The sequence below is a fragment of the Parafrigoribacterium mesophilum genome (genome assembly GCF_039652555.1).
In the GTDB taxonomy this organism is placed as follows: Bacteria; Actinomycetota; Actinomycetes; order Actinomycetales; family Microbacteriaceae; genus Parafrigoribacterium; species Parafrigoribacterium mesophilum.
In genome coordinates this window covers 2,090,783-2,113,438 of record NZ_JBDJAF010000001.1, presented here as the reverse complement: position 1 = coordinate 2,113,438, position 22,656 = coordinate 2,090,783, and the positions used below count along the sequence as shown (strand labels likewise).

Annotated in this window: 17 protein-coding genes; 7 read left to right on the top strand and 10 right to left on the bottom strand. The window is 65.5% G+C overall.

Annotated features, from left to right (window positions below):
* Positions 1–409, top strand: a 409-nt coding sequence (locus ABFX56_RS10035; protein ID WP_346233102.1) for an HNH endonuclease signature motif containing protein, incomplete at its 5' end; no start/stop codon positions are given.
* An 87-nt stretch (positions 410–496) separates the two neighbouring features.
* On the opposite strand, the gene ABFX56_RS10030 is transcribed toward ABFX56_RS10035, so the two are convergent.
* Entirely contained in the window at positions 497–4,387 is a 3,891-nt protein-coding gene (locus tag ABFX56_RS10030; protein WP_346233101.1) for a DNA-directed RNA polymerase subunit beta', read from the bottom strand.
* 51 nt (positions 4,388–4,438) lie between these two features.
* Positions 4,439–7,948 (bottom strand): DNA-directed RNA polymerase subunit beta, encoded by a 3,510-nt coding sequence (gene rpoB / locus ABFX56_RS10025; RefSeq protein ID WP_346233100.1) that lies wholly within the window; start codon positions 7,946–7,948, stop codon positions 4,439–4,441.
* 323 nt (positions 7,949–8,271) lie between these two features.
* Here rpoB and ABFX56_RS10020 point away from each other — a divergent pair, with 323 nt between their 5' ends.
* The 5 genes from ABFX56_RS10020 to ABFX56_RS10000 all read left to right on the top strand — a co-directional run bounded on the left by ABFX56_RS10020 (position 8,272) and on the right by ABFX56_RS10000 (position 12,293).
* Complete coding sequence (locus ABFX56_RS10020) at positions 8,272–9,147, top strand: spermidine synthase (RefSeq protein ID WP_460870864.1); 876 nt, start codon at positions 8,272–8,274, stop codon at positions 9,145–9,147.
* A 209-nt stretch (positions 9,148–9,356) separates the two neighbouring features.
* Positions 9,357–10,529 carry a PQQ-dependent sugar dehydrogenase gene (locus tag ABFX56_RS10015; RefSeq protein ID WP_346233099.1) on the top strand — a complete coding sequence of 391 codons (1,173 nt, stop codon included), beginning with the start codon at positions 9,357–9,359 and terminating at the stop codon, positions 10,527–10,529.
* A gap of 27 nt (positions 10,530–10,556) precedes the next feature.
* A complete protein-coding gene (locus tag ABFX56_RS10010; RefSeq protein ID WP_346233098.1) occupies positions 10,557–11,069 on the top strand; it encodes a tetratricopeptide repeat protein in 513 nt (170 codons plus the stop codon).
* Positions 11,070–11,184: 115 nt separating this feature from the next.
* Positions 11,185–11,793, top strand: a complete 609-nt coding sequence (locus tag ABFX56_RS10005; protein ID WP_346233097.1) for a DJ-1/PfpI family protein — start codon at positions 11,185–11,187, stop codon at positions 11,791–11,793.
* Positions 11,793–12,293, top strand: a complete 501-nt coding sequence (locus ABFX56_RS10000) for a SprT-like domain-containing protein (RefSeq protein ID WP_346233096.1) — start codon at positions 11,793–11,795, stop codon at positions 12,291–12,293. The genes ABFX56_RS10005 and ABFX56_RS10000 overlap by 1 nt, the downstream gene beginning before the upstream one ends.
* Positions 12,294–12,384: 91 nt before the next feature.
* On the opposite strand, the gene ABFX56_RS09995 is transcribed toward ABFX56_RS10000, so the two are convergent.
* Both ABFX56_RS09995 and ABFX56_RS09990 read right to left on the bottom strand, forming a co-directional pair.
* Positions 12,385–13,374, bottom strand: coding sequence for an ABC transporter substrate-binding protein (locus ABFX56_RS09995; protein WP_346233095.1), 990 nt, complete (start codon positions 13,372–13,374; stop codon positions 12,385–12,387).
* Between the two features lie 28 nt (positions 13,375–13,402).
* On the bottom strand, positions 13,403–14,422 hold the full coding sequence (locus ABFX56_RS09990) for an amidohydrolase family protein (RefSeq protein WP_346233094.1): 1,020 nt from the start codon (positions 14,420–14,422) through the stop codon (positions 13,403–13,405).
* A gap of 104 nt (positions 14,423–14,526) precedes the next feature.
* On the opposite strand from ABFX56_RS09990, the gene ABFX56_RS09985 reads away from it, so the two are divergent.
* A complete protein-coding gene (locus tag ABFX56_RS09985; RefSeq protein ID WP_346233093.1) occupies positions 14,527–15,762 on the top strand; it encodes a flavin-dependent oxidoreductase in 1,236 nt (411 codons plus the stop codon).
* A gap of 13 nt (positions 15,763–15,775) precedes the next feature.
* On the opposite strand, the gene ABFX56_RS09980 is transcribed toward ABFX56_RS09985, so the two are convergent.
* From ABFX56_RS09980 to ABFX56_RS09955, 6 genes are all read right to left on the bottom strand, one after another.
* Complete coding sequence (locus tag ABFX56_RS09980; protein ID WP_346233092.1) at positions 15,776–17,317, bottom strand: aldehyde dehydrogenase family protein; 1,542 nt, start codon at positions 17,315–17,317, stop codon at positions 15,776–15,778.
* 32 nt (positions 17,318–17,349) lie between these two features.
* Positions 17,350–18,963, bottom strand: coding sequence for a thiamine pyrophosphate-binding protein (locus ABFX56_RS09975; RefSeq protein WP_346233091.1), 1,614 nt, complete (start codon positions 18,961–18,963; stop codon positions 17,350–17,352).
* 38 nt (positions 18,964–19,001) lie between these two features.
* A complete protein-coding gene (locus ABFX56_RS09970; RefSeq protein WP_346233090.1) occupies positions 19,002–19,802 on the bottom strand; it encodes an ABC transporter ATP-binding protein in 801 nt (266 codons plus the stop codon).
* 42 nt (positions 19,803–19,844) lie between these two features.
* Positions 19,845–20,693, bottom strand: coding sequence for an ABC transporter permease (locus tag ABFX56_RS09965; protein WP_346233089.1), 849 nt, complete (start codon positions 20,691–20,693; stop codon positions 19,845–19,847).
* Positions 20,693–21,496 carry an ABC transporter permease gene (locus ABFX56_RS09960; RefSeq protein WP_346233088.1) on the bottom strand — a complete coding sequence of 268 codons (804 nt, stop codon included), beginning with the start codon at positions 21,494–21,496 and terminating at the stop codon, positions 20,693–20,695. The genes ABFX56_RS09965 and ABFX56_RS09960 overlap by 1 nt, the downstream gene beginning before the upstream one ends.
* A gap of 133 nt (positions 21,497–21,629) precedes the next feature.
* Positions 21,630–22,619: an ABC transporter substrate-binding protein gene (locus tag ABFX56_RS09955; RefSeq protein WP_346233087.1), complete on the bottom strand. Its 990-nt coding sequence runs from the start codon at positions 22,617–22,619 to the stop codon at positions 21,630–21,632.
* Positions 22,620–22,656: the final 37 nt, after the last annotated feature.

Sequence of the window (22,656 nt, the reverse complement as noted above, 5' to 3'; positions counted from 1 at the left end):
CGCCACCGGCGGGCCACTGGACTTGGGTCGCACCCGGCGCCTGTTCGACGACCGGCAACACGAAGCCCTCGCCATCAGAGACGGCGGCTGCCTCTGGCCCGACTGCGGACAACCACCCCTGATGACCGAGGCCCACCACACCAACGAATACGACCGCGACCATGGCAACACCGATATCGCCGACGGGGTCTGCCTCTGCCGATTCCACCACCTCACCCTGCACAACAACGGCTGGCGAATCACCCGAGTAGGCAGCAACTACTGGCTCATCCCACCACCAGGCCTCGACCCCGAACAGACACCCATCCCACTACAGAGCAAAAGCCTGCTCATCCGCAAACTACGGCAATCCCGGCGATCGAGCTCCGTCGAAACCTCGCACGGGCTCGACCACCGGTCTACCCGATGATCGAGCCGTCGAAGTCACAGAAGGTTACCTACGCGGGTGACGACGGGGTCGACCACCAGGTACCGGTGGCCGACCCCCATCGAGACCCTAGTTGTAGGTACCCGGCGTCGGCGTGTTGAAGTCGCCCGAGGTGAAGCTGTCGAAGTCGACGAAGCTCAGGTCGGCTTCGTTGAACGTCGCATCCTCGGTGAAGATGCGGTTCGGGTAACGCTCCGACTTCGCCTCCTCGGTGGCCTCCACAGCCACGTTGCGGTACTTCGGCAGGCCGGTCCCGGCCGGGATCAGCTTTCCAATGATCACGTTCTCCTTGAGGCCAACCAGCGGGTCGGACTTGCCCTCCATGGCCGCCTGGGTGAGCACCCGGGTGGTCTCCTGGAACGACGCGGCCGATAGCCACGACTCGGTGGCCAGGGATGCCTTGGTGATGCCCAAGACCTCCTGGCGGGCCGAGGCGGTGCGCTTGCCCTCGGTGAGCGCGGCACGGTTCAGCTCGTTGTACTTCATCCGGTCGACCAGTTCGCCGGGCAGCAGCGCCGTGTCGCCGTGGTCCACCACGGTCACCTTGCGCAGCATCTGGCGAACGATGACCTCGATGTGCTTGTCGTGAATCGGCACACCCTGCGAGCGGTACACGCCCTGCACTCCGCCGACGAGGTGCTCCTGCACCGCCCGAACACCGCGGACCCGCAGGACTTCCTTTGGATCCACCGCGCCGACGTGCAACTGCTGACCGAGTTCGACGTGCTCGCCGTCCTCGATGAGAAGGGTCGCGCGCCGCAACACCGGGTAGGCGATCGGCTCGTCGCCGTTGTCCGGAGTGAGAATCAGCTTGCGGCTACGATCGGTGTCCTCGATCGTGATCCGGCCCGCGGCCTCGGCGATCGGGGAGGCACCCTTGGGGGTACGCGCCTCGAACAGCTCGGTGACGCGCGGCAGACCCTGGGTGATGTCGTCAGCGGATGCCACACCACCGGTGTGGAAGGTACGCATGGTCAGCTGGGTGCCGGGCTCGCCGATCGACTGGGCGGCGATGATGCCGACCGCCTCGCCGATGTCCACGAGCTTGCCGGTCGCGAGCGACCGGCCGTAGCAGGTGGCGCACACGCCGACTGCGGACTCGCAGGTGAGCACGGAGCGCACCTTGGCGTGGGTCACGCCGGACTTGATCAGCTTGTCGATCATCACGTCGCCGATGTCGTCGCCAGCACGGGCAACCACGTTGCCGGAGGCGTCGACCGCGTCCTCGGCGAGGCTGCGCGCGTACAGCGAGTTCTCGATGTTCGCGTCCCGGGTGAGTACGCCCAGCGCGTTCGGTGCGGCGACCGGCAGGTCCAGGCCACGAGTCGTGCCGCAGTCGTGTTCGCGGATGATGACATCCTGCGACACGTCCACGAGACGACGGGTGAGGTATCCGGAGTCCGCCGTGCGCAGCGCGGTGTCGGCCAGACCCTTGCGGGCGCCGTGGGTGGCGATGAAGTACTCGGCCACGGACAGGCCCTCACGGTAGCTCGAGATGATCGGGCGCGGGATGATCTCACCCTTCGGGTTCGACACCAAGCCTCGCATACCGGCGATTTGACGAACTTGCATCCAGTTACCGCGGGCACCGGAGGTGACCATGCGGTTGATGTTGTTGTTTGTCGGCATGTTGTCTTCCATCGCCCGAGCAACCTCGGCGGTGGCCTTGTTCCAGATCTCGATGAGCTCCTGGCGACGCTCGGCGTCGGTGGTGAGGCCCTTCTCGAACTGGGTCTGCACCTTGTCGGCCTGCTTCTCGTAGCCTTCGATGATGGTCCGCTTGTTCGGCGGGGTCAGCACGTCGGAGAGCGCGATGGTGACGCCGGAACGGGTCGCCCAGTGGAATCCGGCATCTTTCACGCGGTCGAGCGTTGCCGCCACTTCCACCTTCGGGTACCGCTCGGCCAGGTCGTTGACGATCGCGGACAGCTTGCCCTTGTCCGCCACGGCCTCCACGTACGGGTAGTCCGCTGGCAGCGTCTCGTTGAAGATCGCCCGTCCCAGGGTGGTCTCCAGCAGGTACGGCTTCTCGGGGTCGAAGCCCTCCGGCTCCTCCCCTTCGGCGAAGGCGATGCCGGTCAGACGGATGCGCACCTTGGCGTTGAGGTCCAGCGTGTGCTGGTCGAACGCCATGATGGCCTCGGCGATGGAGCCGAACGCGCGGCCCTCGCCGACGACATCCTTCTTCAGGGTCGTGATGTGGTGCAGGCCGATGATCATGTCCTGCGTCGGCAGGGTGACCGGGCGGCCGTCGGACGGCTTCAGGATGTTGTTCGACGCGAGCATCAGGATGCGCGCCTCGGCCTGGGCCTCGACCGACAGCGGCAGGTGCACGGCCATCTGGTCGCCGTCGAAGTCGGCGTTGAACGCGGCACAAGCCAGCGGGTGCAGCTGGATGGCCTTGCCCTCGACCAGTTGCGGCTCGAACGCCTGGATGCCCAGCCGGTGCAGGGTCGGTGCACGGTTCAGCAGCACCGGGCGCTCGCGAATGATCTCCTCGAGCACGTCCCAGACCTGCGGACGCATCCGCTCGACCATGCGCTTGGCGCTCTTGATGTTCTGCGCGTGGCTCAGGTCGATGAGGCGCTTGATGACGAACGGCTTGAACAGCTCGAGCGCCATCTCCTTGGGCAGGCCGCACTGGTGCAGCTTGAGTTGCGGGCCGACCACGATGACCGAGCGGCCCGAGTAGTCCACGCGCTTGCCGAGCAGGTTCTGGCGGAACCGGCCCTGTTTGCCCTTGAGCATGTCGCTCAAAGACTTCAGCGCGCGGTTGCCGGTACCGGTGACCGGGCGGCCGCGGCGGCCGTTGTCGAACAGCGCGTCGACGGCCTCCTGCAGCATCCGCTTCTCGTTGTTCACGATGATCTCCGGCGCGCCCAAGTCGAGCAGGCGGCGCAGGCGGTTATTGCGGTTGATCACGCGGCGGTACAGGTCGTTGAGGTCCGAGGTGGCGAACCGGCCGCCGTCCAGCTGCACCATCGGGCGCAGCTCCGGCGGGATCACCGGGACGACCTCGAGCACCATGGCGGCCGGCGAGTTGCCGGTCTGCAGGAACGAGTTGACGACCCGCAGGCGCTTGATCGCGCGGATCTTCTTCTGGCCCTTGCCCGCCGAGATCTGCTCGTGCAGGTTGTCGCTCTCGGCCTGCAGGTCGAAGGCCTGCAGCCGCTTCTGGATGGCCTCGGCGCCCATGAACGCCTCGAAGTAGATGCCGAACCGGTCCTGCAGCTCGTGGAAGACGGAGTCCTCGGCCTTCAGGTCGCCGACCTTGAGGCTCTTGAAGTCGTCCCAGACCCGCTCGAGTTGGGCGATCTGCTCGTCGAAGGACTTGCGGAGGTGACCCATCTCCTTCTCGGCGCCGTCCTTGGTGCGGCGCTTCTGGTCGCTCTTGGCGCCCTCTTCTTCCAGGGCGGCCAGGTCGAGCTCGAGCTTCTGCATCCGCTCGGCGATGCGGGAATCGCGCTGGTTCTCCAGCTCCTTCATCTCCAGGCGGATCTCGTTCTCCAGTCCTGGCAGGTCTTCGTGGCGGCCTTCTTCATCCACCGAGATGACCATGTACGCGGCGAAGTAGATGACCTTTTCGAGGTCTTTCGGCGCCATGTCGAGCAGGTAGCCGAGGCGGGACGGCACACCCTTGAAGTACCAGATGTGGGTGACCGGGGCGGCCAGTTCGATGTGGCCCATGCGCTCGCGGCGCACGGAGGACTTGGTGACCTCCACGCCGCAGCGCTCGCACACGATGCCCTTGAAGCGCACCCGCTTGTACTTGCCGCAGGAGCACTCCCAGTCGCGGGACGGTCCGAAGATCTGCTCGCCGAACAGGCCGTCCTTCTCCGGCTTCAGGGTGCGGTAGTTGATCGTCTCGGGCTTCTTGACCTCACCGTGGGACCAACGACGGATGTCCTCCGCCGTGGCGAGGCCGATCCTCAACTCGTCAAAAGTAGTTACGTCGAGCAATGTTTCTCTCTCTCGTGGAAAGTAAGTGTCTTTAGTTTGTGAGGATGCGGGTTAGATCTCGTCGACCGACGAGGACTCGAACCGGGAGGAAATGTTGATGCCGAGCTCTTCCGCGGCGCGGTAGACCTCGTCATCCGTGTCGCGCAGGCTGACCGCCTGGCCGTCCGAGGACAGCACCTCGACGTTCAGGCACAGCGATTGCATTTCCTTGATGAGCACCTTGAAGGACTCCGGGATACCCGGCTCCTGGATGTTCTCGCCCTTGACGATGGCCTCGTACACCTTGACCCGACCCAGGATGTCGTCCGACTTGATCGTCAGCAACTCCTGCAGCGCATAGGCGGCACCGTAGGCCTCCAGGGCCCAGACCTCCATCTCGCCGAACCGCTGCCCGCCGAACTGCGCCTTGCCGCCCAGGGGCTGCTGCGTGATCATCGAGTAGGGGCCGGTGGAGCGGGCGTGAATCTTGTCGTCGACCAGGTGGTGGAGCTTCAGGATGTACATGTAACCCACCGACACCGGCTGCGGGAACGGTTCGCCACTGCGGCCGTCGAACAGCTGGGTCTTGCCGGAGGCGCCGATCAGCCGGTCGCCATCCCTCGTCACGTTGGTGGAGTCGAGCAGACCTGCGATCTCCTCCTCGAACGCGCCGTCGAACACCGGGGTGGCGATCTTCGTGCCGGGCTCGGCGTGCAGCGCGGCCTTCGGGATCTTCTCGGCCCATTTCGGCTTGCCCTTGACGTCCCAGCCCTGCTTGGCCGCCCAGCCCAAGTGGATCTCCAGCACTTGGCCGAAATTCATCCGGCCGGGCACGCCCAGCGGGTTCAGGATGATGTCCACCGGGGTGCCGTCCGCGAGGAACGGCATGTCCTCCACCGGGAGGATCTTGGAGATGACGCCCTTGTTGCCGTGACGGCCGGAGAGCTTGTCGCCCTCCTTGATCTTGCGCTTCTGGGCGATGAACACGGTGACGCGCTGGTTGACGCCGGAGCCGAGCTCGTCGTCGCCATCCTGCGAGTCGAACACCTTAACGCCGATGATCGTGCCGCGCTCGCCGTGCGGGACCTTGAGGCTGGTGTCGCGCACCTCGCGGCTCTTCTCGTTGAAGATCGCGCGCAACAGGCGCTCCTCGGCACTGAGCTCGGTCTCGCCCTTCGGGGTGACCTTACCGACCAGGATGTCGCCGGGGCGAACCTCGGCACCAATGCGGATGATGCCGCGCTCGTCCAGGTCGGCCAGCAGTTCCGGGCTGACGTTGGGCAGGTCGCGGGTGATCTCTTCCTTGCCCAGCTTGGTGTCGCGGGCATCCACTTCGTACTCTTCGATGTGGATTGAGGACAGCACGTCGTTCTTCACCAGGTTCTGGTTCAGGATGATCGCGTCCTCGTAGTTGAGGCCCTCCCAGGGCATGAACGCCACGAGGAGGTTCTTGCCGAGCGCGAGTTCGCCGTTTTCGGTGGCCGGGCCATCCGCGATGACCTCGCCGACTTCCAGCCGGTCGCCCGCGTTGACGATCACGCGGTGGTTGTAGCTGGTGCCCTGGTTGGAGCGGTCGAACTTGCGCAGGAAGTAGTCCTGCGTGCCGCCCTCGTCCAGCTGCACCGTGACGACCTCGGCAGAAACCTCGGACACGACGCCGGCCTTCTCGGCCACCACCACGTCACCGGCGTCGATGGCCGCGTAGCCTTCCATTCCGGTGCCGACGACGGGGCTCTCGCTCATCAGCAACGGCACCGCCTGGCGCTGCATGTTCGCTCCCATCAGGGCGCGGTTCGCGTCGTCATGCTCGAGGAACGGGATCAGGGAGGTCGCGACCGACACCATCTGGCGCGGCGACACGTCCATGTAGCCGATCTCCTCGGTGAGGAACAGGTCGACCTCGCCACCCTTCTTACGAGCCAGCACGCGGGGCTCGGCGAAGCGGAAGTCGTCGGTGAGCGGCGCGTTGGCCTGGGCGACGACGAACTCGTCTTCCTCGCTTGCGGTGAGGTAGTCGATGGTCGTGGAGACCACGCCGTCGATGACCCGGCGGTACGGGGTCTCGATGAAGCCGAACGAGTTGATCCGGGCGAACGAGGCGAGGGATCCGATCAGACCGATGTTGGGGCCTTCAGGGGTTTCGATCGGGCACATGCGGCCGTAGTGGCTGGGGTGCACGTCGCGCACCTCGACGCCGGCGCGCTCGCGGGACAGGCCGCCGGGGCCCAGGGCGGACAGGCGCCGCTTGTGGGTCAGACCGGCCAGCGGGTTGTTCTGGTCCATGAACTGAGAGAGCTGAGAAGTGCCGAAGAACTCCTTGATCGCGGCGACGACGGGGCGCACGTTGATCAGGGTCTGCGGGGTGATCGCCTCGATGTCCTGGGTGGTCATCCGCTCGCGCACGACGCGCTCCATGCGGGACAGGCCGGTGCGCACCTGGTTCTGGATGAGCTCGCCGACCGCGCGGATGCGGCGGTTTCCGAAGTGGTCGATGTCGTCGACATCCAGGCGCAGCTCGACGGGCTTACCGTCGCGCACGCCGGGCAGCGTCTTCTGCTCGTTGTGCAGGGCGACCAGGTACTTGATCGTGGCGAGGATGTCTTCGCGGCTGAGCACGGAACTGCCCAGGGGTGCATCGATTCCCAGCTTGCGGTTGATCTTGTACCGGCCGACCTTGGCGAGGTCGTAGCGCTTGGAGTTGAAGTAGAAGTTGTCCAACAGGGCGCGGGCGGCCTCGGCAGCCACCTGCTCGCCCGGGCGAAGCTTGCGGTAGATGTCCTTGAGTGCCTCCTCCTTGGTGAGGATGGAATCCTTCTCCAGGGTGGCCTCGATCGACGCGTAGCCCTTGAACTCCTCGAGGATCTCCTCGCTGGTCAGTCCCAGCGCCTTGAGGAACACGGTGACGGACTGCTTGCGTTTGCGGTCGATGCGCACGCCGACCTGGTCGCGCTTGTCGATCTCGAACTCGAGCCAGGCGCCGCGGCTCGGGATGATGCGGGCCGAGTAGATGTCCTTGTCGGACGTCTTCTCCGGGGTGCGGTCGAAGTACACGCCCGGGGAACGGACCAGCTGGGAGACCACGACGCGCTCGGTGCCGTTGATGATGAACGTGCCCTTGGGGGTCATCAGCGGGAAGTCGCCCATGAACACCGTCTGGGTCTTGATCTCACCGGTGAGGTGGTTCATGAACTCGGCCTCGACGTACAGGGGTGCGGAGTAGGTCTTGTTCTTCTCCTTGCACTCGTCCATCGAGTACTTGGTTTCCTCGAGGAACGGGTTGGTGAAGGAGAGTTGCATGGTCTCACCAAGGTCCTCGATCGGAGAGATCTCTTCGAAGATCTCCTCGAGGCCAGTGTGAGCGGGCAGATCCTGGCGACCGTCGGCCTTCGCCTGTGCGGCGCGGGCCTTCCAGAGGTCGTTCCCGACGAGCCAGTCGAAGCTCTCGGTCTGCAAGGCGAGCAGATCGGGGACGGTCAGCGTGTCAGTGATCTTGGCAAAGGAAAGACGCCCGGCAGAGCGACCGTTTTTCACCTTTCCCGTTGTTGTCGAATTCGTGGTGGATGCGTTGCGCGCAACAGCCAAGGAAATAACCTCCGGTGGCTTAACAGCCGGTTACAGTCGGTGATGTCGGTTTTGTAGGATGGGCTCACCAGAAACTCCATAGGGATGTGTCAGCGGATTTTCGGTCCAGACACGCGCAGCCGACCGCAATATGAAGGCATAGATATTCTGGGAGCGCAAAGAACAACTATAGGACCCTTTTGGGGACTTGTCCAGCGCGAATCTTGACCTCTTTCAGTATTTCGGCTATAAGCATCCGCTCGGCTGGCCGATACTGCACCGGCTCCGATGCGGCGAGCGCGGCAACGCTGCAGTGCGTTCCCGGATTGCGGCATGATCGGAGGGTGAACCAGCCCGCGCTCCCACCGTCGGTGGTGCTCAAGCTGAGCGGATACCGCGCAACGATCGAACCGGACCGGTGGATGCACGGCAGCTTCACTCTCGTTGTGGACGGCACACCCCAGTCGCACGTGAACCTCGAGGATCCGACGGTGGTGTTCTTCGAGTACATCCAGCGGATGGTGCACGTGATCGACGAGCTGGCGACGCCCGGCGAGGCGATCACCGCCGTACATCTGGGTGCCGGCGCGCTCACCCTGCCGCGGTACATCGAGGCGACCCGGCCCGGTTCGCGCCAGCAGGTGATCGAGCTCGAGCGGGACCTGGTCGAGCTGGTGCGGGACACGTTGCCGTGGCAACGCGGCGCATCGATCCGGATCCGGTACGGCGATGCCCGGGACGTGGTGGCCCGGCTTCCCGGCGGGTTGCGCGGCTCGGCGGACCTGCTCGTGATCGACATCTTCAACGGTGCCCGCACGCCAGCCCACGTGACCAGCGTCGAGTTCTACCGGTCCGCGGTGGCGCTGCTGAAGGCATCCGGAGTGGTGTTGGTCAACATCGCCGACGGGCCGGGCCTCGCCTTCGGGCGCGGTCAGGCCGCCACTCTGCTGGCGGCCGTCGAACACGTCGCCGTGCTGGCGGAGGCGCAAATCCTCAAAGGCCGCCGCTACGGCAACCTTGTGTTGGTTGGCTCGGCGCAGCCGCTGCCGCTGGACTGGATGCCGCGGCTGCTGGCCGCTGGCCCGCATCCGGCCAAGGTGGTTACCGGGCAGGAGCTGACGAACTGGATTGCAGGCGCGCCCATTGTCACCGATGCCACGGCGGTCCCGTCGCCACCGCCGGCCAGGAGCGTGTTCCAAACCAGGCCCGGCCACAGCTGATCGCGCCGCCCGGCATCATTCGGGAAGCCTCGTCCCTTTCATCATTCAGGCTTTCATCATTCAGGCTTTCATCATTCAGGAGGGTGCGGGACTGAAGTGGCCGCCGTGGCTGTTGATGTCCCGGAATGGCAACAATCGCCCCGCCGACCCCATAACCTCCTGAATAATGGCAATCTCCTCAATGGGGCAGCAGTGGCGGGAGGTGGAGCGTGCGGGTGCCGATCATGGCGGCAGCGGCCGGGCTGCTCACCCTGACGCTGGCCGGATGCTCGCCAGGCGCGCCTGCGCCGGTGCCGTCCGCCACGCCGCAGCCGAGCGCATCCGCGAGCCCAACGGGAAGCCCCGGCACAGCCGGCCCGGTGCAGCCGGTCGGCGAGCCGACCGTGATCGCCTCCGGATTGACGACACCGTGGTCGATTCTGCGGCTGGATGCGCGCTTCACGGCGGCCGACGACAACGGCAGCGCCTCCACCCTGATCAGCCAGCGCGACGACGGCGTGATCAAGGAGCTCACCGCATCCGGACAGCTGCGCGACGCCGGCACTGTGTCGGGCGTCGTGCACGCCGGCGAGGGCGGACTGCTCGGCATCGAGGCGTGGTACGAGGGAGAGACGACCTGGGTCTACGCCTACTACACCAGCGCCACCGACAACCGGATCGTGCGGATGACGCTGAACGGCACCCCGGGTAACTACTCGCTGGGCGCGCAGCAGGACATCCTCACCGGTCTGGCCAAGGCCGGCAATCACGACGGCGGGCGGATCAAGATCGGCCCGGACAAACACCTGTACGCCACGGTCGGCGATGCCGGGCGGGGTTCCCGCGCCCAGGACAAGAACTCGCTGAACGGGAAAATCCTGCGGATGAACCTGGATGGCAGCGTGCCGGACGACAACCCGTTCCCGGGCTCGCTGGTCTACACGTTGGGGCACCGCAACCCGCAGGGCATCGCCTGGGATTCGCAGGGGCGGATGTGGGCATCCGAGTTCGGCCAGAACACCTGGGACGAACTGAACATCATCTCCCCCGGCCAGAATTACGGCTGGCCGATCCACGAGGGCATCGCGGATGCCGACGGGTACGTCAACCCGGTGCACCAATGGACCACGGCCGAGGCGAGTCCGAGCGGCCTGGCCACCGTGAACGACAGCCTGTTCCTGGCCGCGTTGCGCGGCCAGCGGCTCTGGGCGATCTACCCGAAGGCCGAGTCGGTGGAGGCGGTGAGCTGGTTCGAGGGCCACTACGGTCGGCTTCGGGATGCCGTGCCAGGGCCGAACGGCACACTGTGGGTCCTGACAAACAATACGGATGGCCGCGGCAGCCCGCGCCAAGGCGACGACCGGCTGCTTGAGATCCGACTCGGCGGCCTGCAGGAGGGTTAACCTGTTCTTCAGACAGATCGGGGCCGCGTGAGCATCATCCTGGGCTATGACCCAACCACCCTTCGGGAGAAGGTGGACCTGGCCGCCGCCGGTGCGCGGCTGGACGAGTTGGGTGACCAGCGCAGCACCGCCGCGATCAACGAGAAGGTCGACCTGCTGCGCCTGGTCGGACGCCTCGACGAGGCCTGGGACATGGCCAACCTGGCGCTGCGGCAGGCCCGATTCTCCGGCGATCGGGAGCAACTGTGCCTGGCGCGCATCCGCAGGGCCATCGCAGGGCAGGCGCTCGGCAAGCTCGACCAGGCCCTCATCGATCTGACCTCGTGCGCGACCGAGGCCAGGGACCACGACTGGGCCAGCGTTGAGGCGTGCGCGCTGCAACATCGCGGACGCGTGCACTTCGATATGGCCGACTACCCGGCCGCTCTGATGGACTTCCGCACCGCCGCCACGATCCGCACCCGGATCGGTGCGCCGGCCAGTCACATCGAGAGCTCGATGGTGGCCATCGCGGTCGCGGAGTCGTTCGTCGACGCGTAACGGATGCCGCGGCGGCGCATCCGCCTCTCCTCCCCCACGCCCAGGCCCCGGCAGTTTTCCCGCACCCGCGGCCCGCCGCCGATCCGGGTCAGCCGTGCGGGTTAGTCTCAAACTCGTGAAGGACCTCAAGTACATCGGCCTGCTGCTGTTCGACGGCGTGGAAGAGCTCGACGCCGTCGGCCCGTGGGAGGTCATCAGCTGGTGGACCCGCAACCACCCGGAAGACGGCTACCGCATCATCACCGTCGCCGACGACCTCGGCGCGGTGACCTGCGCCCAGGGACTGCGGATGCTGCCCGAGAACCGGTTGGACCAATCGCCCGCGTTCGAGGTGCTCATCTACCCCGGTGGCCGCGGCACCCGCGCCCACCTCACCGATCGGGTCAGGCTGGATTGGGTGCGTGCTCAACGTGCGAGCGTGCCGCTGATGACCAGCGTGTGCACCGGAGCCCTGGTGTACGCCGCCGCGGGCATTCTGCACGAACGCCCCGCCACCACTCATTGGGGGTCGCTCGACCTGCTGTCCTCGCTGGACCCGACGATCACGGTGCGGCCCGACGACCGTTTCGTCGACGACGGCGACACCATCACCTCCTCGGGTGTCTCGGCCGGAATCGACATGGCGCTGCACCTGGTATCGCGCCTGGCCGGTCCGGATCGGGGCCGCGAGGCCAGGCGAGGCATCCAATACGATCCGCCGGCGGCCAGTACGAAGGAGCCGTGATGGCGGAGCTGACGCGCGTGCGGCGGTGGGCGGATGCGCTGATCGCGTTGCACCTGGATCCTGCGGTGTGGAGTTTCAGCTTCGACAACGCGAAGACCCGAGCCGGGCTGTGCAACTACACCGCCAAACGCATCACGGTGTCCCGCTACCTGGCGGCCCGGTACGGAGACGACGAGATCCACCAGGTGCTGCTACACGAGGTGGCGCACGCGGTGGCCGGCTCCCGTGCCGGTCATGGTCCACGCTGGCGCGTGGTGGCGCGGGAGCTCGGCTACGAAGGCGCCCGGCTGCACCACGGCGCGATCGCCGATGAGTTGGCGCCGTGGGTGGGCACCTGCCCGGCCGGGCACGTGCATTACCGATACCGCAAACCGACCAGACAACTCGCCTGCGGCCGGTGTTCGCGCCGCTTCGACGCCGCCAACGCGATCGTGTGGCGCGAACGCGTGATCACCGCCGGCGCGCGGCGCTCCGCGGCCGCCCAGCGCAACCCGGTCTGAGCCGGCTTCGCGACAACTGTTCCCGTTCCGGCTGACTGTTCCCGTTGCGCGGGGCACATTTAGCCGGAACGGGAACAGTCATCGACAACTTCTACTTGCCCCCCGGTGCGACGACATCGGACAGATCCATCGCCTTCGTGATCAGGCCAAAGTCAAGCATCCGTTTTTGGAAGAATTCCAGCGACTTGACGTCGACCGCGGACTTCCACACCGGCAGATTCATCTTTTCCGCGGCCGCCGGCTGAACCTTGGTGAGGTTCGGCAGGTCCTTCCGGAACGCCGCCGGGTCCTTCGCGATGGCCGCGCCGGTCTTCTCCAGCGCGCGGCGGAACGCGTCGACGATCTTCTGGTTCGAGGCCAGATACTGCTTGGTGGTGACGTAGGTGCCGACCATGAGGCCGGGCATGGACTGAACGTACGGATGGATGATGGCCCGGTCGCCCGCGGCCAACCCCGTGGTGACGAACGGCTCGATCGGCATCGCCGCGTCAACCTGCTTGTTCGTGATCGCCGGGAGCATGTCGGGGAAGCCGAGCTCGATGAACTTGATCGCGCTGGTGTCCACTCCTTCGTTCTCCAGCGCCGCCCTGACGGTGATCTCGCTGACATTCTGCAGGGTATTGACCGCGATGGTCTTCCCGGCCAGATCCGCTGGGGTCTTGATGGGGCTGTCGGCCGGCACCAAGACAGCCGAGAAGTCCTTCTCCGGAACCTGGTCGGCACGGGTGCCGGCAGCGATGATGGTGAGCGGCAATCCCTTGTTCGCGGCGAGCAACACGCTCACCGCGTTGGACCCGGCAAACTCGTAGTTGCCGCCGATCACGCCGGGTATCGCGGCCGCGCCGCCTGCAGCGACATCCACTTTGACATCGAGGCCCTCGTCCTCGAAGAAGCCCTGGTCGACGCCGTATTGCATGAACGCCGACGGTGCCCCTGCCGTCTCGGCGACACTGATCTTCGTCATCGCGGCGGGGCCGGCGCTGCCGCCTTCGCTGGCCTTCGGGCTACTCGGGGTGCTGCTGCAGGCCGCCAGAAGCAGCGCTGATGCCAGAGCGGTACCGACGAGAAGTGACTTCTTCATGTGACGCCTCCATGGGCTCCTGCGTCATTCAGACTTTGAGATCAAGCAGTCTCGTGACATTTCCGTGGTAGATGGCCTCCCGCTGCGCGTCGGTGAGGTCCAGGCTCTCCAGGTTCGCGATCGTGGCCCGGATGTAACCGGGACCCTTCTGGGGATCGTACGGGGTGTCCGACGCGAACAGCACGTGATCGGTGCCGAAGAATCCGATGGAAGTCTGCATCGCATCCGCCGCACCGAACAACGCCGTGTCGGAGTAGAACATCTTGAAGTAATCGATGGGACGCTTGGTCAGCGGGTAGCCCTTGACATCGTCTTTCTGGCTGTCCGGCGTGCGGGCGCCCAACTGGTCCAGGCCGGGTCCGATCCGCCCGGCGAAATGCGGGATCCCCGCGCCGCCGTGGTGCATGAGGAACTTGATGTCCGGCCAACGCTCGAACACACCGGAGAAGACGATCCGTGCCATGAAGCTGGAGAGGTCGTACTCCCAGCCGAGCGCCCACCACAGTTCGAACCGGGAGCGCTCCTCGGTGGGATAGTCCGCCCAGGCGGACGTGCGGTTGGGATGCACCTGAATCATCTTGCCGGTGCTGGCCATCTTCTCGTAGAACGGGTCCAGTCGCGCCACGTCCATCGGGGCGCCCTTGATGTGGCAGGGGATCTGCACCCCGACCGCACCGAGGTCGTCGATGGCCCGGTCCACTTCCTCCAGCGCGGTATCCACGTCGTCGAGCGAGACCGCGGCGCAGAATCCGACGAACCGGTCCGGATGGTTCTGCACCAGCTCCGCCATCGCGTCATTGGCGATGCGTGCCATCTCGGCATTGCGCTGCGGATCGCCCAGATCCTCCATCGGCGGAGTGGTGAGATTGATGATCTGCTTGTAGTCACCGAACTCGTCCATCTGCCTGAAGCGCAGGTCCATGTCACGCAACGCCGGGATCCCGCCGGTGCGCTCCTGCAGGTTCTTCAGCGCCGGACTGTCGGCGATGGCGAAGAACCGCTGGGCATACGCCTCAGGCAAAACGTGACAGAACGCATCTATTTTCATTCGCTGAACTCCCGCAACGCTGAAGGAATCACTCTCGGACGTGACTGCACTGACTGCCCCAACACTATCATTGTGTCCATCCCAAGAACGGGCGAGGAGGCCGCGTGGACGTCGCGATTGTCGGAGCGGGGATCGGCGGACTGACCCTCGCGCTGGAACTTCACGACGCGGGAATACCATGCCGAGTGTACGAAGCGGTGCCGAGGCTCGCTCCGCTGGGCGTTGGTATCAACGTGCTGCCGCACGCATCCGCCCAATTGGGCAGATTGGGGCTTCTGGACGAGCTCGCGAAGCTGGCCGTGACCACTCGCGAGTCGGTATTTTTCAACCGATTCGGTCAACTCATCTACGCCGAGCCATGCGGCCGGTATGCCGGGTATGCGACGCCTCAATTCTCGATACACCGCGGCGACCTGCAGAAGGTGCTCGCGGATGCGGTTCTCGAACGACTGGGGCCGGATGCGATCGCGCTCGGGCACCGAATCACCGGATTCGAGCAGGACGACACCGGCGTGAACCTGGCTTTCGAATCGGATGCGGGGGAGCTCCTGCCGAGCGTGCGGGCCAGCGTCCTCATCGCGTGCGATGGGGTGCATTCCGTCGTCCGCCGTCACTTCTACCCCGACGAAGGCGAACCGCGCTATTCCGGAGTCAATACCTGGCGAGGTGTGACCAGGTGGCAGCCGATCCTTTCCGGCGCCAGCATGGTCAGGGCCGGCTGGCTGTCCAGCGGGAAGATGGTCATTTACCCGATCCGGGATTCTATCGACGCGCAGGGTCGCCAACTGGTCAACTGGCTGGCCGAAATCGAGACCGATCGGGAAGTGACGCGCGACTGGAACCGGCGCGGGGACATCGGCGACTTCATCCACTCGTTCGAGGACTGGCACTTCGACTGGCTGGACGTGCCTGCGATGATCCGGGCGGCCGACACCATCCTGGAGTACCCGATGGTCGACCAGCCTCCGCTGGACCGGTGGACCTTCGGCCGGGTCACGTTGCTCGGCGACGCGGCGCATCCGATGGTTCCGCGCGGCTCCAACGGCTCCGCGCAGGCGATACTGGATGCCCGGGAGTTGCGTCACCGGCTGCACGCCCTGGACGACCCGGCTGCCGCGCTTGAGGCCTACCAGCAGGTGCGTCTGCCGGCGACGGCGAAGGTGGTCAGCGCCAACCTCGAGGTGCCGCCGGACATCCTGTTGAAAGTGGTGCTCGACCGTACCGGCGATCAGCCGTTCGACCGGATCGAGGATGTGATCAGCCAAGACGAAATGCAGGAGATCTCGGAGCGGTACAAACGCATCGCCGGGTTTTCAAAGGAGACATTGGCCGCGAGTTAGCACCCTTGGCGAGTTAGCGCTGCTGGTCCGGCCCGAAATCCTGCCACTCGCGCGAACCGGGCATGTGGGAGGTATCGCCGAAGTCGATGATCGCCTGCTCTTCCATGCCGTCTTTGACCGCGCGCAACCCGTGGTTGCGGCCGACGCCGCTCTGTTTCATCCCGCCGAACGGCACCTCCATCGGCGAGGCGCCGACCCGGTGCACGTTGATGAAGACGTTGCCGGCCTGCAGTCTCCGTGCCACATCCCGCGCCCGGTCGACGTCGGCGGACCACACCGAGGCGGCCAAGCCGTACTCGGTGTCGTTGGCCTGGGCGACGGCCTCGTCGACACGGTCGAACGGGAGGATCGGGATGACCGGTCCGAACTGTTCGTCGGTGACCAACTGGTCGCGCGCACCGACGCCGGTCACGATACTGGGCAACATGAAGTAACCGTCGTCCCAGCCGGCGGGGTCGAGCTGATGCCCGACAACCCTCACCGAGGCTCCTCGTGATGTCGCCGCTTCCCGCAGCGCAAGCAGTCTGTCGAAGCCGGCCTTCGTGGTGAGCGGACCGATGGTAGAGCGTGAGTCGAGCCCGTCACCCACCACGATCCTTGACGCCGTCTCCGTGAACGCGTCGACGAAGTCACCATAGGCCGGGCGCTCGACATAGATCCGCTTGACGTTGTAGCAGATCTGGCCACTGGAGCTGAACACCGCGGCCATAAATTCCGACATCAGAGACTCGGAGATCTTGGTGTCCCCCAACACGATCGCCGGATCGTTTCCGCCCAGTTCCATGCCCAGGTTCTTCAGGTTGCCCGACGCGTTTCGCATGACGCTTTTTCCGGACTCGATGCTGCCGGTGAACGACAGCCGACGAATATCGGGATGCGCCGCGAGCGCCGCTCCCGCTTCCTCACCCACCCCTGGCACCGCCGACACCACGCCGGGCGGGAGCACCTCGGCGAGCAGTCGAAGCGTATCGCTGAGGGCGAGAGGCACTTCTTCTGGCAGCTTCACCACCACGGTGTTGCCGGCCAGCAGCGCCGGAGCCACAGCACCGAACGCCAGGTACACCGGCGTGTTCCACGGTGTGATGATTCCCACCGGTCCCACCGGCACGTGACGCAGCACCGCGTTGCCGCGGGAGGTGGCCACCGCCGCCTCACCCAACCGGTCGGTCTCCTCGGCCAGACTGGCGAAGTATCGCAGCATCATCGGCGCTCCGCCGACGTCAAGCCGCGATTCCCACAGCACCTTGCCCTGTTCGCGGGTGAGCAGCACCGAGCGAGCCGCCAAGCCCTCCTCGATCCGATCGGCCGCCCGCAGCATGTACTCGGCGCGTTCTGCCGCGGTCAGGGATGACCACCGGCCAAACGCGGCGACGGCGGCCGCGACGGCGAGGTCGACGTGGCGCGCCGTCCCGAGCGCGTACTCACCGACGATCTCATCGGTGCGCGCCGGATTGACCACCGGCGCAAAGTCACTGGGCACCTCCTCGCCCGCGATGAGCACCGGCGCCACCGGCGTCGTTGCCGCTGTGGTCTGGTCTGTCGTCGACTCCAACATGTCGTTTTCTTCCCTTCGTGCCTCGAGCGACTCTATGGAGCGAGCTGCTCGGTGTCCGTCATAACCTCGATCAGCACCGGATGCTCGAGATCCTTCGCGTCGTCCAGTGCACTCCGCAGATCCCGGAGCGAGTCGACCCGGGCGCCCGGCACGCCGAAGGCAGAGCTGACCTCGGCGATGTTGACTCCGGCGATGTCCGTGCCGGGATACTCACGGCGCTGCGCCGCTGTGCCGTTGTACCGCTGCAGTGCCGCCCCGACCGCCGCGTAACGCTGGTTGTTGATCACCACGTAGGTCACCGGGATGTTCCGCCGGCCGGCCGTCCACAGCGCGGGAATGCCGAACTGGAAGACTCCGTCACCGAGGACGGCGGCGACTCGGCGCTGCGGCAAGCCCATCTTGATGCCCAGCGCGGCGCCCATGCCCCAGCCGAGCGAGCCAGAACTGGACACGAAGTAGTCGTCGGAACAGTGTTGGTGGGCGCGCTGCTGCAACACGCCGCCGGCGGTTGTCGCGTCGCCAACGAGCGCGGCACCGCGCAGGGAGTCGGTAATCACGTCGATCACATCCGCCGCCTTCAGGGCGCCGGTACCCTCGTCCGGTTCCGGCCGTGTCGTCCGGGCAGGCATATCGACGTCGCGTTGCTGTCGCGGCAGCGCTGCGAGCAGCGCCCGCACAATGAGCCCCTGATCGCCCACGAGCCCCACATCGACCCCGTGGATCAGCGCGATCTGGCGCGCGTCCGTGTGCGACTGGATCACCTTGACTCCGGCCGGTATCTGCGCGCTGGTGGGTGGTTCGAACTCGTTGAACAGACGGGCTCCGAGGAACACGATCAGGTCGGCGGCGCGGACGAGCGGGTGGTTCGGCTCGTATTGCCCACCAAAGTTCGGATGATCCGTGGGGAATCCCGGGCGCTCCAGAGCGCGCCGGTCCTCGTGCAGGACAGGAACGCCGAGCAATTCGCTGAGGCGGACGAGATCTGCCACGGCACCGGATCGGGCGACCTCGCTGCCCGCGACGATCACCGGATGCGCCGACGCCGCGATCAGGTCGGCGGCGGCTCGGAGTGCCGGTTCGGACGGAACGGTGCGCGAATCGAAGGCGAACCTGCTGGTGTCGAGCGATGGCGCGTGGCTCGGTGCCTCCAGCAGGTCCTGGCTGAGCCCCACCCACACCGGGCCGGCTGGCTCGATCATGGCGGTGCGGAATGCCCGGTTGACGTCTTCGGCGATGCCTTCCGAGGTCAGCGACTGCCAGTCGTCCTTCACATACTGGTGCACGAAATCTCGCATCCGGCGGGCGGTGGTGAACCCGGCGCGCGACTGAATCGACCTGGGCTTGAGACCGTTCAACACCACGAGCGGCGAATAGGCCAACTGTGCTGCGGCCAAGTTGGCAAGACCGTTGGTGAGACCGCCATTGGCGTGAAGATAGACGACGCTGGGGGCGTGGGTCGCTCTGGACAGCCCGTCTGCGATCGAGACGGCAGTGCTTTCATGGGTGGTGAGAAACAACTCCATGTCGTTTCGATCCATCAGGGCGTCCAGGATCGCGGCCTCGGTGCTACCCGGGCAGCTGAACACCTGGGCCACCCCCCAGCCGGCAAGGACGTCGAGGAGATCGTCGGCAGCGGTCCGAGTCATGTGCCAATCCTTCCGTGGTGGTCGATCACCGCCGATTCCTATTCGGTCACTAGTTTCAAGAGCTGTGCGCGCAGTTTGCCGAACTCCTCTCCGGAGCGGGTGACCAGCTGGTTCCGCGGTCGCTCCAGCGGAACATCCATAATCGTGCGCAGCCGGCTCGGTGAGTTCGAGAGCACGACCACCCGGTCGCCGAGATACAGCGCCTCGTCGATGTCGTGGGTGACCAGCACGACGGTGACGTTGTACTCGACTCGCACGTGGAGGATGAGGTCCTCCAGGTCGAAACGGGTCTGCGCGTCCACGGATGCGAAGGGCTCGTCCATCAACAGCAACTCGGGCTGATGGGCGAGGGAGCGGGCGATCGCGACCCGCTGCTGCATCCCGCCGGACAGCTGCCACGGGTACTGCTTGCCGACCGACCCCAGGCCGACGGCGTGGAGGACCTCCTCGATTCTCGCCTTGCGCTGGGTGTCCGCCATGCCGGCCACCTTGAGCGGCACCGCGATGTTCCCCGCAACGGTCAGCCAGGGGAACAGGGAGCGGCTGTAGTCCTGGAACACGACGCTGAGCCGGTCGGGCACCTTGTCGAGCCGGTGCCCCTCGAAGAGCACGTCGCCGCCGGTGGGCCTCAGCAGTCCGCTCAGGCAGCGCAGCAGCGTCGTCTTCCCGGCGCCGCTCGGTCCGACGATGCACACGAACTCGCCCGGCTGCACCGAGAACGAGATGTTCGCGATCGCCTCGCGTTCCTCCTCGCTGCCCAGGTTGTAGACCTGTCGCAGATCGCGAATCGACAGGACCGCTCCGTTCGCGTCCGACTGCTGGTCGGCATCCGCTGCCATCGGTTGGTCTCCTACACGTTGTGCCTGCACCATGGGATATTCCTAGCTATTCTTCTCGACGACTCGTTGCTCGATGTACCAACGCAGCACGATGTGCTCGATCGCGACGAACACCAGGGTCAACGCGCTGCCGATCAAGCCGAGGACGATGACTCCGGTCCACATCTCGGTGATCGCGAACCGCTGTTGCGCGTCCAGGATGAAGAACCCGATTCCGGAGGTGGATGCGATGAGCTCGCTGACCACCATCATGATCACCGCGACCTGGAGGCTGTTCCGTAGTCCGGCCATGATCTGCGGCAACGCGTTCGGGAACACGACCGAACGCACGGTGCGGAACCCGGACATGTGCAAGACCTTCGCGGTGTCCAACCGCACCGGGTCGATGCTGCGCATGCCGTCGAGGGTGTTGAGCAGCGTCGGCCATATGGCGGCAAGCACGATGATGGTCACCTTCATCTCGGTGCCGTAGCCCATCAGGGCGGCCACGGCAGGCAAGATCGCCACAGCCGGCAACACGTAGATGAAGTAGAGCAGCGGCGACACGGCGGTGGACACCCGCGGCAGCCGCCACAGCAGCACGCCGATGACGATTCCGCCGACTCCGGAGATCGTGTAGCCGATGGCGAAGTGCACCAGGCTGGACACGATGGTGGTCGACGCGTCGCCCACGATCCAGAGATTGTAGAACGTCTCCGCTATTTCGCTCAGCGGCGGGAAGAAGGTGGACGTGCTGTTCTGGGACACGAACCACCACACGACGATGAGCGCGATGAAGAACCACGCCTTCCAGGCCGACGCGAGCGCGCGACGAGCCACCCTGGCCGGGGAGTTCTTCCGTCCTGGAGCGTGGCCGGCCTTGGCCTGCACGCGGGGCCGCTGGATCGTCATCACGCGCCGACCTCTCTGAGATTGCGCTGACTCTCGTGCCAATGCAGCGCTCGTCTCTCGAGGACGGTGAACAGCGCCGTCACGGCGATGCCGACCAGCCCGGTCATCAAGATGTAGACGTACATGGCGGGAAGTTCGGTGGGCCCGGCGTTGACAGCGACGAGGATGTTCAGTCCGAGTCCCGCGGCGCCGCCGATCATTTCGGCGATGACGGCGAGAATCAGCCCGACGGCCGCGGCCACCCTCATACCGGTGGCGACATACGGCGCTGCGCTGGGCAGCGTCACCGTCGTGAACAGTCGCCAGCCTCGCAAGTGCAGAATCCGAGCGTTATCGCGCACGACCGGGTCCACTGCCCGCACCCCGTAGATGACCTGGATGGTGAGCGCCCAGAAAATCCCCCAGGTCACGAGGAACACCTTCATTTGCATCGTCGGCCCCAACACGACAATGACCAGCGGAAGGATCGCGATCGTCGGCACCGTCTTCAGGAATTCGACGACCGGGATGACGCTGGCGTAAGCGAACCGGCTCCGACCCAGCAGCGTGCCGACGAGGATCGCCAACACTGAGCCGGCGGCGACACCCATCGCCCAGCCCTGGAAGGTCAACCCGACCGCGGTCCAGAGGTAGGAGGACTGGATAAGCTCCCACAGCTTGGCTCCGATGTCGATGGCCGACGGGAAGGAGTCGCGCGATAAGAGCCCGGTCAGGCTCGCCAATTCCCAGAGCACGATGGCGCAGACGAAGACAGCCACCTGAGTGGACAGCTTGAAGAGCGGGCTCGTGCCCCAGCGGCCCATAGGCAGTGGCCTTTTCGCGCGGGAATCAGTGGATGGATCCTTCGTCACTCTCACCCCATTCGTGCGTTACCGCCGATTTTCCGGATGTCCGAAGCCGCCGCCTCGGACACCCGGAAATTCCGGTGGGTTGGAACTACTTCGCGGTCCAGACCAGGTCATTGACGTCGACGGTGGCCTTGATCCAGCCCTGTCGCTTCATCTCGGCCTGGATGCTGTCGATCGACTTGATGTTGAGCTCCGGCACGTAGTTGCTCGGGATCACCTGCTTCGCCGCCACCTCCGGAGTCAGCTTCAGGTGCTCGACCAACGTCTTGAGCACCTCGGCCTCGTGATCCTTCGTATACAGGATGGATTCCTTCATCGCATCCTGGAAGGCCTTGGCAACCTTGGGGTTCTTGTCGAGGTAATCCCCCGTGCCGGCGTAGCAGTAAATCGTGCCGTTCGGCCAGGTGTCGGAGCTCGGGTGGGCAATCACCTTGGCGCCGGCGGCAATGGCGGTGCCGGAGAACGGCGACGTGATCACCGCGCCGGATACCCGACCGTCGGCCAGGGCTTGCGGCATCTGCGGGAACGGGATGGCGACATACTCGACGTCCTTGACTCCCGCGTCGTCGAACAGCTTCTGCGCGCCGAGCCGGTTGATACTGCCCAATTGCACAACGGCGAACTTCTTGCCGGCGAAGCCCGCCAGAGTGGTGATCCCGCTCTCCTTGGACGCGACCAGGGCACTGGCATCGCGCTCGGAGCTGAGTTCGCCGTCAATCGGCGACACGCACTTCAGGCTCGTGCCGGCAATAGCCGCATTGATCAACACCGGCGTGGTGATAAAACCGAACTGCTGGGTCCCGCTCACCATGGCCGCCGAAACTTCGATCGGCGACGCTGCCGGCTGCGTGGTCACCTTGAGTCCGTGCTTCTCGAAGATGCCGCTGTCCATGGCGTGGAACAGGATGGCATTCGGCGAGAACGGCACGATGCCCACCGTCACATCGGTCATACTGATCGGCGCATCCGTTTTCGAGTCGGTTTTCGTGTCGGTGTCGCCGGCCGTGGGGCCGGTGCTGCAGGCGGCAAGGGCGCCTACCAGCATCCCGACCAGGCCAAGCTTGATGATCTTTTGCATACTCTTTAGTCCTCTCCATGCAGCCGGACGCTCGCGG